This window comes from Segetibacter sp. (genome assembly GCF_025963695.1).
In the GTDB taxonomy this organism is placed as follows: Bacteria; Bacteroidota; Bacteroidia; order Chitinophagales; family Chitinophagaceae; genus Segetibacter.
Genome location: NZ_JAOQAH010000040.1, coordinates 72,182 through 85,875, shown reverse-complemented (window position 1 = coordinate 85,875; position 13,694 = coordinate 72,182). Strand labels below are relative to the sequence as shown.

Sequence of the window (13,694 nt, the reverse complement as noted above, 5' to 3'; positions counted from 1 at the left end):
ACCGGGATGCGAAACGACAAATTCGTTGTCTATTTCTATTACATAGTTTGCTATAAACATTCTTCTTAGTTACATTAGCCTCAATAATATGGTTTATGATAAAATTGATTAGACTGCTTTGTCTTACAACATTATTCGTTAATGCTTCGTGTAAAACTGCACGAAATTCTGCTGCAATAAAAGACGATGGGAAAATTGAAGTAGTGTTTGTGCAGGTAAATGATGTGTACGAGATTGCTCCAATAGCTGGTGGCAAAGAGGGAGGAATGGCTCGTGTAGCAACACTAAAAAAACAATATAAGCAACGCAATCCAAACACGTTTCTAATTATGTCTGGGGATTTCCTCAGTCCTTCTGTTTATAATAGTTTGCAATACCAGGGAAAGAGAATTAGGGGAGCGCAGATGGTAGAGACAATGAACGCTGCAGGAATGGATATCGTAGTATTTGGAAATCATGAATTTGACATAGCTGAAATGGAATTGCAGGACCGCATAAATGAATCGGGCTTTTTTTGGGTTTCAACCAATACGTTTCATAAAGTAAAGGACTCTATTGTTCCCTTCACCAGAACAGGTCGTACTAATGAAAAGCCCTTTCCGGAAACCCATATAATGTCAGTAAAAGACAACGACGGTACAACGGCCAGGATCGGTTTTATCGGTCTTACCCTACCCTCTAATCCTGCTGATTTTGTTTATTATAAAGATCCGATAAGCAGTGCAAAAGAAGCTTACAATAAAATAAAAGATTCAGTTGATGCGGTAGTAGCAATAACGCACCTGACTGTAAAAGATGACATGTCTCTTGCTAAAGAACTTCCTGGTCTTGCAGCTATTCTCGGAGGGCACGAACATTCAGGCGTATTTAGTAAAACCGGGAATATTTATATTACTAAGGCCCATTCGAATGCACGTTCTGCTTATGTCGTAAAACTAAATATCGATAAAAAAAAACACCATTTTAAGGTTCCCAGGCCCCATCTTACATACATAAATGAAGGAATTGCGCCAGACAGCAATACAAACACTATTGTTCAAAAGTGGAAAAAAATTGCGCAGGAAAATTATGCATCCCTGGGTTTTGATGCCGAGAAGGTGGTTATTCAATCAGGGGAAAAGCTAGATGGGCGCGAAACCGAAACTCGTTCTAAATCAACCAATTTAACCAGCCTGGTTACAGCAGCTATGGCTTATGCATGTCCGCAGGCTGATGTTGTGTTATTTAATTCGGGTTCCATTCGCTTAGATGACATTTTAACTCCGCCTGTCACCCAGTACGATATCATACGCACCTTACCTTTTGGCGGAGGTATCAGGGAAGTTGATATGAAAGGAGATTTACTGTTGCAGGTATTGCAGGCCGGATTAAAGAATAAGAATAACGGTGGCTTTTTACAGTTTCGATCGGTTGTGTATAATAATGCGGTAAATTCTTTTAGTGTCAATAATCAAACAATTAATCCAAACAAAACTTACAGGGTAGCAGTAACAGAATTTTTGCTGAGTGGGAAAGAAGCAAACCTTGGTTTCTTAAATGAAACAAACCCCGGTGTAGTGAAAGTTTATCCTGCTGAAACTGCAATTACAAATCCAAAGTCTGATATAAGAGCTGCAATTATTATGTTTTTAGGTAGCCGGAAATAGCCGTTAAGAAGACGGCCTTCATGGCTAATTAAATGGGCTCCTTTTTAACCCGCTCCTGGTAATTTCGTACAGCGCTAATTGCACTATAAGAAACACTTTTTCCTGCCTTTTCTTTTATAGCTGAAGCGCTCATTCGAGGCTCAGACTCCATAATTGCAAGCAGTTTTTCAAGTGTTGCATTATCTACAAGATCCAGTATGTCAACTTCTCCGGTAGCGATGAAACCGGCAAGATGACTTTCAATAGTGCCGAAAGACATACTTCGTTCAGCACTTATATCTTCAATCGATTTGCCTTGCTTGAACATCTGTAGAGTTATTCTGCCACTTTCTCCTTTTTCGGGCTTAGCGTTGGTTATCTTGATTTCTTCCGGAAGTTGTGCGGGTACAACTCTCGTGTTTTGTGCAACCATGTGAAGCAACTCATTCATTTTAGTCGAATTCTTTAAAGCTTCCGATAATTGTAAGCCTTGTTGCAACTGCTGCTTTTTGCGATTGAACAAAACAAGCAATTCCTGCAGTTCCTTCAGATACTTCTTAACATTTTTCTTATGCTTTACCTCATTAATGTGCTTTTGAATCGATTGGTATAATTGATCAACAGCCGAAATAAAATATTTGGTTGCTGCCTTGGTTCTTTCATGTAGTTTTTTGTAGCCGTCTTCCCCGGAGTTAACAAAAAGATATTCGAGTTGTTTTCTAAATTTATCTGCAACATCTTTTTGTTCGATTGAAGTGTTGGCTAATTCTGTACACCATTTAATACACTTCTCTTTGTCGGGGATTTGCCTGTCTTCATAACTTTCAAGATGGGTCTGAATACTGTCACTTATTCTTTCCCACGCAAAACTTTGCATTAGACACAGGCTGATGTATACTTTCTGCTGCTGCTCTAATGTTTGCTGCAAAACGTCTTCTTCTAATTCCTGTTTTACGAAATCAACAACACGGCTATCGGTGCTAATACAACTTGGCTGAATGCGCGATTTCAATACCAATCCCTGCAAACTTGTTAGCCGGCTAAGAGATACATATACCTGCCCGGCCGCGAATGACGCACCTGCATCGATGATGGCTTTTTCAAAAGTTAGTCCCTGGCTTTTGTGAATGGTTATTGCCCAGGCAAGTCTTATAGGGTACTGTGTAAATGTGCCCAGTTCTTCTTCCGCTAAAGCGTCTTTTTCAGTAATATAGTTGTAGCGCACGTTTTGCCATTTTTCCTGCTCTATCTCCAGTTCACCTTCCTCGTTAGGAAAGTTCACAACAATTTTCTCGTGTTCAATTTTTGTGACAGTTCCTATTTTGCCATTATAAAACCTTCGGATGTCTCCTTTGTCATTTTTGATAAACATAATTTGGGCACCTTGCTTCAGTTGCAATTGCTTCTCCGCAGGGTAAGACCTTTCATAAAACTCGCCTGTTATTTTAGCATCGTAACTGTATACTTTGCCCGGCAGTTTATCCAACTCCCGCTGATTTATTTCGTCCGCCTTATAGTTGTGGCTGCAAAGGGTTATGTAATTGTCTTCCTTGCGGGGTGCAAAGCCGGGGTCATATTGCTGATGTAGAATTTCGAGATCTTTTGAAGTACAACAATTGTTACGGATGTTATTGAGAATATTTATGAAGACATCGTCTTTTTGCCTGTAAATCTTTTTAAGCTCAATGTATAGCGGTGGAACATATTGAAGAACCTGCGCATCGAAAAAGAAAGGGCTTTTGTAATAATCCTTCAGGATCTCCCATTCCTCTTGTTTTGCTACCGGCGGCAATTGAAACATGTCGCCGATATATACCATTTGCACACCTCCAAATGGTATGAGCGGTTGCTTTCTTACATGCCGCATAACGATGTCAACAGCATCGAGCAGATCTGCTCTAACCATTGAAATTTCGTCTATTATTAATAAATCAAGTTCTTGTATGACCTGCCTTTTAGCCCGTTGTAACCTTAAATTTTTTAGCAGGCTCGCTCTGTTATTTATCTCACCTCCATAACCGCCCCAAACTTCTTTGTCAGTAGGGATGAATGGGCCAAACGGAAGCTGAAAAAAAGAATGGATGGTAACTCCGCGGGCATTAATTGCGGCTACACCTGTAGGAGCCACAACTGCCATCTTTTTAAATGTATTGTCGCTAATGTATTTAAGGAAAGTTGTTTTTCCTGTGCCGGCCTTCCCCGTAAGAAACAGGTGTTTGTTGGTTTGATTTACAAACGCTACTGCTTTTTGGAAAATAGTATTGGATGCGTCGGGGTTCATTAAGCTACATCAGTAAAATGAAAAGAATAAGTTACGAAAATACAACCCGCAGCTGACTAATTTGCCACCATTGAAAAGGCTATCGGATGTTAAGGGGAAATAGGTTGGATTGAAAAAAGCTGAATATAAAATCTGCAAGTACAAGTGAGTGACACAACAATGCCGGGTTTAGTGAGTTAGCAGGTTTAAAAAATATATGCTAAAATAAAAAACCCTGCGGTTGAAAGCAGCGTTTTTTAAACTATAAAAAGGAAAATTTTATTTGGCGACAGAGGTAGGTAAAAAGCCGTTATCTGCATTAGATGCGGCAGTATTTTCTATTTGAATGGATGGAGTAAGGTCGAAGCTTGAATTTAATATCCTGGAATTACTTACATACCACTGATCGGGTGAATTGACGAAAAAGCAACTACCACCTTTAATGGCGTCTATAATTTTAGTGTGTGATCCGAAAGGTACTGCGGGACAACCAAGGCTTTTACCTATAAGACCTCTTATAGACAATATGTCTTCGTTTACAAAACGAGAACCGTGTAACACAATTCCCCTGCTTTTTACGCGATCATTTATGCCAGCTTCCATACCGTTGAACCTCATACAATATCCGGCTCTGCCGCTATAAGTATCGCCCGTAACCATAAAGCCCAGGCTGCTCTTATTAGAATTATTGTGGTTTGAAAAACTGGTGGCGAATTCATTGCCGCTGTTCCTGCCGTGAGATACAAACGTATTGAACAGCAGGCGGCTGTCGAGAAGATCTATAACATACAACCTTTTATTGTTGCTGCTTTGGCTATAATCGCAAATGGTAAGTACATTTCTCTTTCGGATAGAACCGCGGTTTACAAGCACCTGGTAACCTTTATAAGCATTGAAAAATACTTCTCTATCAAGACCGTAGTGGCCGAGGCTAATTAAATCATATATAGAGTCAGCGGTTTTCTTTAAGAAAGGAGAATTAGCTGAATTAGAAAGTAAGGAAGGGAAACTCTTCTCGCCTGGCAATCCCTTTTTTGGATCGCCCGCAAATGATTGAACTGAAATAAACAAAAAACTTACTGAAAGTATTTTTCCTAAATGCTTTAGAATTACTGGCATAAGTTTAGAAGCGAATTTTTAAAAATTGTATAAACAGGACGGCTAAAGTAGAGGAAATATTGTTTGAAGACAAGTTAAAACTTTTGCAGGAGGAACGCGTGTTTCCGTAGCCGTTGACCTTCAATCACTTCTCTTTTTACAATCTCATTTAAAAAATTGTGTAAGCAATTTCTTTCCCCGACCGGAAAATGTTTAACAGTAGTAGCAGATTTGGTTCGAATACTTTAAATAGGGCAAATTTTCCACAATTATAACTCCACTTAAAACCAACCCCGCTTTTTAAATACTCGCAGCATAATAAGCGGAACAACCAGCATTACGGCGACCGTTATGTAAAATCCCCAAGCCTGGTGGGCGTAAGGAATTACATCAAAGTTCATCCCGAAGATGCCACCTATTACTGTAGCCGGAGCCAGCAAGCAGGTAACTATTGCCATCACTTTCATCACTTCATTCATCCTCAGGTTTACCTGGTTGATATATAAATCCTGCAGGCTTGCCAGTATTTCGCGGTAATTTTCGGCAACTTCATTCGCCTGCACAATATGGTCGTAAGCGTCTTTGTAATACTTATTTACTTTATCATCCAGTAGGTCACTTTCACTTTTAATAAAGCCGTTCACCAATTCTCTTACCGGCCCCACATTTTTTTTGAGAACGATCATTTCCTTTCGTAGCGCATTTAGCTTTGCTAAAGACCTTTTGTTGTTAATTCGTATTATTTCTTCCTCTAAAGCTTCTATTTTCTCGCCCAACTTTTCTATCACTTCAAAATAATGATCCACGATCATGTCAACCAGGCTATAGCAGAGGTAGTCTGCCCCTCTTTGTCTTAGCCGGCTTGACGGAACCTTTAGCTTTTCACGAATATTATTAAATACGTCGCGGTGCTCATCTTCCTGGAAGGTTAGCACAAAATTTTTTCCCAGTGCAATGCTAATTTGCTCCTGCTCAACCGAACAGTGTTCATTGTTAAAATACAGCATGTTTAGCTGGCAAAACATTACACCTTCGATATCATCCATCTTCGGCCGCTGGCCAATGCTTAAGATGTCTTCAATAAGCAGCGGATGAACTTCAAAATGCTGGCATACAGCCTCCACATTTGCTTTCACAATGCCGTCCATATTTATCCAACTAACCTTATCGCTGTCACGATAAATAAAAACTTCGGACATATCTTTTAATTCCTTGGCGGAAATAGAAGCCGGATCATAATTGTAAACAAAAATTTTGGTGTGTGTAGCTTCCTCCCGAACGGGCTCGGTGGCCGGATTATAATTAAAGATTTCTTTAGTTCGGCGAGTATTAAAAATGGGTTCAATGAGGTATTTCAAATATTTTTCCGGACGCATAGAATAAAGGTAAGAGAAGCCCACAAATTAATAAAATACGGCATTTCTAACCCGACGTTGTTACAAGTACGTTTTTCCGCATCCCCTTATATAAACAGGTCTTGCAAAAAGACAGTTATTTTACAATAGTAAGTTTCGGTATTTTTTGGGTACGAGCAGTTGTTTTTCATGTTTCTCATTCTTGCCACGCTCGGTTCAACTAAAAACCATTGGTCATCTTTTTTTGCGCACTGTAAAACTTTATAGCAGGTTTTTAAGCTTTGCATATTGAATCAGCATAATTGTTTTGCCATCTTTTATTTCTCCCCGCTCCATCCTTTGCAGTGCTTTGTCAAAGGGTATTTCAAGTATTTCAGTCCTCCTGCTCATGGGCTATGCCGCCACCCTCATTCACTTTCAGCCTGTTCAATTTATATAAGCGGTTACAAGAGGAGTTGTAACACTGCTTTGTAATCGTTGATACGGCGGCGAAAAAACGGCTTCAGCCCAAAAAAAGAACAAAAAAGTTGAAGTGAGTGACACAACAATGTTGCCCATAAAAAACAATAGCCGGTCCCCAAAAACATTATAGATGATTACCTAAAATAATTAAATGTATCGTGTTTCATTAAATGCGCGGTGCGCTGAGGTAACGCGCAACGACTTTCTTTTTACCATAATAAAAACATTTTGCAAGCTATTTACATGACCTCATTTCTGTTTTAAACTATCTTGTGCTGAACTTTTTTTAAGCACCTGATACATGAAATTTCTGTTAACCTGTCTTCTGTTTCTATCTTTTAATTACACTTCTTTTGGCCAGCACAAAAGCAATCTTTTGGCCAACCAATGGGTGGACAGCGTTTTTAAATCGCTTAACCGAAAACAAAAAATAGCCCAGTTAATGATCATACGGGCACATAGTAATCTTGGACCAGAACACGTTACACAGGTAACTGAGCTGGTAAAAAAATACAATGTCGGCGGTTTGTGTTTTTTTCAGGGAGGACCAGAAAGGCAAGCTAATCTTACCAACTTTTATCAAAAAATAGCCAAAACTCCTTTAATGGTAACCATTGACGGAGAATGGGGTTTAGGGATGCGGCTCGATAGCGTCATTAGCTTTCAAAGGCAGATGATGATAGGCGCAATATCAGATGCGCAATTGGTTTACCGGTTTGGGCGTGCTGTAGGTGAGCAGTGTAAAAGAATGGGCATTCACGTAAACTTTGCCCCCGTGGTTGATATTAATAACAACCCTGATAATCCTGTTATAAACGACAGAAGCTTTGGCGAGGATAAATATAAGGTGGCGTTGTTTGGTACCCAATATATGAAAGGCATGCAGGACGTAGGAATTATGGCGTCTGCTAAACACTTCCCCGGCCACGGTGATGTTAGTGTAGACTCTCACCTTGATCTTCCTGTTATTAATAAAAGCCGGCCACAGCTTGACTCCCTGGAGTTATATCCTTTCAGGCAAATGATTAAGGAAGGCGTGGGAAGTATTATGAGTGCTCATTTATACATTCCGGTTATTGACACCATTGCAAACCAGGCTACCTCTCTTTCTTATAAAAGTGTTACCGGTTTACTGCGAAATGAGTTAGGCTTTAAAGGGCTTACGTTTACCGACGCACTTGAAATGAAGGGGGTTAGTAAATTTTATCCCGCTGGCCAGGCATCTGCACAATCTTTAATCGCTGGCAATGATTTGTTGTGCCTGCCTGAAGACATAAAAGGAAGCATCAAAAAAATCAGGAAGTCAATCAGGAAAGATCAACTGGATAAAGCTGACTTTGAAGCAAGAGTGAAGAAGGTTTTACTTGCTAAATACCACCTTGGGCTACAACGGGGAGACACCATTAAAACAGGCAATATTGTAAGTGATGTAAATGCAGGTACAAATGAAATAAAAACGCTTATTTCTCAAAAAGCAATCACTCTTTTAAAACTTGCAAACAAAGATGTACTTCCGCTTAAGGCCGGGCGAAAAATAGCTTTTGTAGGAGTAGGCATTGATAAGGCAAATGCTTTTGCAACTCGTCTTCAGCAGAATTACAAGGCCGATATTTATACATTCGGGTATAAAGAAGACTCCTTAACAGCGCTTAACTTACTTTCTAAGCTAAAAGGAACCTACGACCTTGTTATAATTGGTGTACACAATTATAGTCGTCGCCCCGCTAATCGTTACGGTATCTCCGCTGCCGCTTATAGCCTGGTTAATCAATTGCAGTCGCAAAGCACTGCCATGACCTTTGTTTTTGGAAACCCTTATGCAATGAAAAACATTGCTTCTGCTGCAGGAAACCTGGTTGCATGTTATGAAGATGATGAAATAACGCAACAAGCCGCTGCAGACGTTTTACTAGGTAAAGTTTCGCCGAAAGGAAAATTGCCTGTAACCGTGAGCGAAGAGCTTCAGTATGGAATGGGGATAACAGAGAGCAGTTTTTTTCCGCAGGTATCTCCTGAAGTCGTAGGGCTCAACTCTGCTGTTCTCGATCGTATTGATTCGATTGCTAACGACGCCATTGCGCAGCATGCAACTCCAGGTTGTGTTGTATTGGTAGCCAAAGATGGTAAAGTTGCTTTTCAGCGTGCATACGGTTACACAAATTATGATAGTACAGAACCCGTTAATAATGATATGATTTATGACCTTGCTTCAGTTACAAAAATTTCGGCTACTACAGTATCTGTCATGAAATTATACGAAGAAGGAAAATTAGATCTTGATAAAACACTGGGAGATTATTTACCCTGGGTAAGAGGAAGTAATAAAGAGAAACTGGTGTTAAGAAGTTTGCTATTGCACCAGGCAGGGTTAATTTCATTTATTCCCTTTTATAAAGATACCAATGATAAAAACGGCAATCCACTGTCGCAGTATTATAGCAAGGTGCCGACAGACTCATTTTCAATAAGGGTTGCCGATAGCGTATACATGCGAACCGACTATAGAGACACTATGTATAGTCGTATTCTTTCCAGCAAGCTAAGCGGTGCAAATGAGTATATCTACAGCGACAATGATTTTATTTTTATGGGAAAAGTGGTTGAAGCCGTCTCAGGCAGGCCACTCGAAGAATATGTGAAAGAGACATTTTATGTTCCCCTGCAAATGACAACAACAACGTTTAAGCCAAGAGAATTCTTCCCCATTAATACGATTGCTCCTACTGAATTCGACAAAACATGGAGAAAACAATTGTTAAGAGGAGATGTGCATGACCCTGGGGCGGCTATGTTTGGCGGAGTAGCAGGACATGCAGGTTTATACAGTAATGCTTATGATTTGGCAAAACTATACTATATGCTTTTAAATGGTGGTGAAGCGGACGGCGTTCGTTATTTCAAAAAGGAAACAGTAGATAAATTCACTGCTTATTCAAGTAATATCAGTCGTCGTGGAATTGGTTTTGATAAACCTGAAAAAGACAACGTTACCAGGAAAACGCCTTACCCTGCTAAAAGCGTCTCACCGGCCACCTTTGGTCATACCGGCTATACCGGTACTTGTGTTTGGGCTGATCCGAAGCAAAACCTGCTATATATATTCCTATCAAATCGTGTTACTCCTGTTGACAGCAATAAATTATTACAGATGAATGTAAGGGGTAATATTCACGATATTATTTACCAGGCTTTGCAAAAGAGTATTACAAAACAATAAGATTTTTATTTACAAGCATTTCTATCCTAATGTAGCATTGTTGCGACGCTCCGTTTTAGCTGTAAATAATAATTAAACTATGCGAGCCATACCGTTTTTCATATCACAAGCCACTTTAACCTATAGTATGTAAGCCTGAATATAAAAATAGCAGCCACGTTACAAATTCTTCTATTAGCCAAAGCAAGAGGTGCGGCTTCTTCTTTGTCCGTTATAATTTTGCAAGTAAAGCAACATGGTTTTCGAATTTCAACAGGCATAAAAAAAGAATACTGAAATTAGCAAACGGGTTTTAACGCTAATTCCAGTATTCCCTAATAAATTATCTTCTCCACTAATAATAATAAAACATACTTATACCAAATCGATATCAAAATTCACCAGCTCAACAAACTCCTCTAATCTTTCATCAATCTCTTTCCTGGTAATTTCGGTAAGTCTTTGTGTTCCGAATTTTTCTACACAAAAGCTGGCCATTGCGCTACCCATTATGATAGCAGTTTTCATATTTTCAAAAGAAATGTCTCTGGTTTTTGCGAGGTGTCCAATAAATCCTCCGGCGAAAGTATCACCTGCGCCGGTTGGGTCAAATACATCTTCTAGTGGCAGTGCCGGAGCAAAGAAGACATGTTTTTCATGAAACAGTAAAGCACCATGTTCACCTTTTTTTATGATCAGGTACTTTGGTCCCATCGTCAATATTTTCTTTGCAGCTTTTACCAGGCTGTATTCACGACTCAGTTCTCTTGCTTCACTATCGTTTACCATTAGCACGTCTACCATTGTAAGCACATCTTTCAGGTCGTCTAAAGCAATCTCCATCCAGAAGTTCATCGTATCCATTACAATTAGCTTCGGACGCTTTTTCATTTGTTGAATAACGCTTTTTTGAACTGCCGGTACAAGGTTGCCCAACATTAAGAATTCGCAATCCTGGTAACTTTCTGGTACAACAGGTGTAAAGTTTTCGAGAACGTTTAGCTGTGTTTCAAGGGTATCACGGGTGTTCATGTCCATGTGGTAACGACCACTCCAAAAAAAACTCTTCTCGTCTTTTTTTATTTGAACACCTTCAAGCTGTACGCCTCGTGCAGTTAAAGCATCTAGTTCTGCCTGTGGAAAATCTCCACCTACTACTGATATTTGCTTGATAGGTTTAGTAAAATTGCTTGCGCTATAGGCGATATAAGTAGCTGCACCACCAATAATTTTATCAGACTTACCAAACGGAGTCTCAATAGCATCAAACGCCATTGAGCCAACAACAACTAAAGACATAAATAGAGGTTTAAAAGGATTTTATATTTGGAATACCGACAATAAATGCATTGGCAGGCTTTATCGCTATTGGGGTGCGAAACTAAATGATTTTTAGAAAGCAGCCTAACTTCCACAGCTACAATTACAGCCTCACTTTTCTATAAAAACTACCAGGCTGCAAGTGGTCAAACGGGCGAACCAGGGTTGATGCTATGAAAAGATGCGGTACAAGTGAGTGACACAACCGGAGTGGCAAGCAGATACGGGGGCTGAAATACTTAAAAATTAAAAAAGGTAGTAAGTTCTTCCTGTTCTTTACGCCGGAGTTGTTATATCTTTTTGTTGTGCACATTTACTGAAACTTAACAACAGATAAAAGCGGCCGCTCGTACTTTCAATATCTTTGAGGTAGTTAAAGGGGCGTTTATGGCAAAAATTAAGACAACAGAGAATAACAGTAAACGGGAATTTATAATAGAACGGGCGGCTAAACTTTTTAAAGAAAAAGGATATAAGGCTGCCAGTATGAGGGAATTGGCATCACTTGTTGGTGTTGAGGCTGCAAGTCTTTATAATCACATTGACTCGAAGAACGATTTGCTTGAAGCGATTTGCATGAACGTTGCCAACAGATACACCTGTTATATCAGCGACCTGGAAAACGAGGAATGCCCCGTAATCCAAAAGATTGAAAAGCTATTGCGTTTTCATGTACGTGAGATGATGGACAACTATGAGGAGGTATATGTAACCGATCACGACTGGCGTAGTATGGATGAGCCGCATTTATCAGAATATCGTGAAATGCGCAGAAATTACCGTCAACGATTTGCAGCAATTGTGCAGGATGGTGTGGATAATAAAGAAATTAAGGGTGTGGATGCAAACAGCGCCGTTATGATATTTATAAATGCAATAGGTGCGGTAGATCAATGGCATCGTATCGTTCATAAAGTAAACCGTAATGACCTTGAAGAAAATATTATTACAATACTTGTCGACGGTATAAGAAATTAAGCAAAAGGCGATTTAACTATCAGATTAAAAAATAACTTTTCTTCTCGTTGCCTATCGTTACATTCGCGAAATTTTGCTTTCATGTCCAACACTTTATCATCAAACGAGTCTATACCTTCTGAAAAGAAGAAAATTATTGTTTTAGGAAGCGGCCCCAACCGTATTGGCCAAGGAATCGAATTCGACTACTGCTGTGTTCATGGCTTGTTGGCCATTAAAGAATCAGGATATGAGGCGATTATGATTAATTGTAATCCTGAGACAGTCAGTACTGATTTTGATATTGCCGACAAATTGTATTTTGAACCAGTTTACTGGGAGCATCTTTGGGAGATCATCGAGCTTGAGCAACCGTACGGAGTAATTGTACAGCTTGGTGGGCAGACTGCTTTGAAACTAGCTAGAAAACTTCATCAAAAAGGAATCCATATTATCGGAACATCTTTCGATAATATGGATATTGCAGAAGACCGCGGAAGATTTAGCGATCTTTTAAAAGAGCTTGAAATTCCTTACCCTGAATACGGTACGGCCTATACTGCTGATGAGGCAATTGAGGTTGCTAACAGAGTAGGATACCCGGTGTTGGTTAGGCCTAGCTACGTACTAGGGGGCCAGAGAATGCGGATTGTAATAAACGATGAGGAAGTCGAAAACGCTGTAGTGAGCCTACTTAAACATATTCCCGATAACAAAATTTTGATTGATCATTTTCTCGACCGTTGCCAGGAAGCGGAAGTTGATGCAATTTTTGACGGGGAAGATTTTCATGTAATGGGCGTGATGGAACATATAGAGCCGGCTGGCATTCATAGCGGCGATAGCAATGCAGTACTTCCGGCCTTCAACTTAACTCCGTTGGTTATTACAACTATGGAGTATTATTCTGAGAAAATAGCCCGTGCTTTAAATATCAAAGGCCTTATTAATATTCAGTTTGCAATAAAGAACGACAAGGTCTATGTCATTGAGGCTAATCCAAGAGCTTCCCGCACAACCCCTTTTATTGCAAAAGCTTACCAGATTCCTTATTTAAACATTGCAACTAAAGTAATGTTGGATGCAGCAAAACTAAAGGACTTTACGTTTGAAAAGAAGCTTGAAGGTTTTGCTATAAAAGAGCCTGTTTTCAGTTTTGACAAATTTCCCGGTGTTAGCAGGGAACTTGGTCCTGAAATGAAAAGCACCGGTGAGGCAATTCGCTTTATTAAAGATTTGCGCGACCCATACTTTAGAACCTTATATAAGGAAAGAAGTATGCACCTGAGCAAGTAGTGATTGTTATAAAAGGTGGTCTTAACTACTATTACGTATTTAAACGCGATTGACAGCTTTAAGAAATTGAAGTTGTTTTTTTACCGGACAAATAACCAGCAGGCGACATTGTTGCGACGCATTTC

General features: G+C 39.7%; 9 protein-coding genes. 4 read left to right on the top strand and 5 right to left on the bottom strand.

Annotation, left to right across the window (positions count from 1 at the left end; genetic code table 11):
• Positions 1–95 precede the first annotated feature (95 nt).
• Complete coding sequence (locus JWR87_RS07090; RefSeq protein WP_297817494.1) at positions 96–1,646, top strand: bifunctional metallophosphatase/5'-nucleotidase; 1,551 nt, start codon at positions 96–98, stop codon at positions 1,644–1,646.
• A 28-nt stretch (positions 1,647–1,674) separates the two neighbouring features.
• Here the strand turns inward: JWR87_RS07090 and JWR87_RS07085 are convergent, their stop codons facing one another.
• The 4 genes from JWR87_RS07085 to JWR87_RS07070 all read right to left on the bottom strand — a co-directional run bounded on the left by JWR87_RS07085 (position 1,675) and on the right by JWR87_RS07070 (position 6,728).
• Positions 1,675–3,906 (bottom strand): helix-turn-helix domain-containing protein, encoded by a 2,232-nt coding sequence (locus JWR87_RS07085; RefSeq protein WP_297817489.1) that lies wholly within the window; start codon positions 3,904–3,906, stop codon positions 1,675–1,677.
• 258 nt (positions 3,907–4,164) lie between these two features.
• The gene (locus tag JWR87_RS07080) at positions 4,165–5,004 is read right to left on the bottom strand and encodes a murein L,D-transpeptidase catalytic domain family protein (protein ID WP_297817486.1); all 840 of its coding nucleotides are present in this window, start codon (positions 5,002–5,004) and stop codon (positions 4,165–4,167) included.
• A gap of 260 nt (positions 5,005–5,264) precedes the next feature.
• Positions 5,265–6,359: a magnesium/cobalt transporter CorA gene (corA, locus tag JWR87_RS07075; protein WP_297817483.1), complete on the bottom strand. Its 1,095-nt coding sequence runs from the start codon at positions 6,357–6,359 to the stop codon at positions 5,265–5,267.
• A gap of 240 nt (positions 6,360–6,599) precedes the next feature.
• Positions 6,600–6,728, bottom strand: a complete 129-nt coding sequence (locus JWR87_RS07070; RefSeq protein WP_297817480.1) for a hypothetical protein — start codon at positions 6,726–6,728, stop codon at positions 6,600–6,602.
• Positions 6,729–7,101: 373 nt separating this feature from the next.
• On the opposite strand from JWR87_RS07070, the gene JWR87_RS07065 reads away from it, so the two are divergent.
• Entirely contained in the window at positions 7,102–10,017 is a 2,916-nt protein-coding gene (locus JWR87_RS07065; RefSeq protein ID WP_297817477.1) for a glycoside hydrolase family 3 N-terminal domain-containing protein, read from the top strand.
• Between the two features lie 354 nt (positions 10,018–10,371).
• Here the strand turns inward: JWR87_RS07065 and JWR87_RS07060 are convergent, their stop codons facing one another.
• Positions 10,372–11,295, bottom strand: coding sequence for a PfkB family carbohydrate kinase (locus JWR87_RS07060; RefSeq protein WP_297817474.1), 924 nt, complete (start codon positions 11,293–11,295; stop codon positions 10,372–10,374).
• 408 nt (positions 11,296–11,703) lie between these two features.
• Here JWR87_RS07060 and JWR87_RS07055 point away from each other — a divergent pair, with 408 nt between their 5' ends.
• Both JWR87_RS07055 and JWR87_RS07050 read left to right on the top strand, forming a co-directional pair.
• A complete protein-coding gene (locus tag JWR87_RS07055; protein ID WP_297817471.1) occupies positions 11,704–12,294 on the top strand; it encodes a TetR/AcrR family transcriptional regulator in 591 nt (196 codons plus the stop codon).
• An 81-nt stretch (positions 12,295–12,375) separates the two neighbouring features.
• Complete coding sequence (locus JWR87_RS07050; protein WP_297817468.1) at positions 12,376–13,569, top strand: ATP-grasp domain-containing protein; 1,194 nt, start codon at positions 12,376–12,378, stop codon at positions 13,567–13,569.
• Positions 13,570–13,694 lie beyond the last annotated feature (125 nt).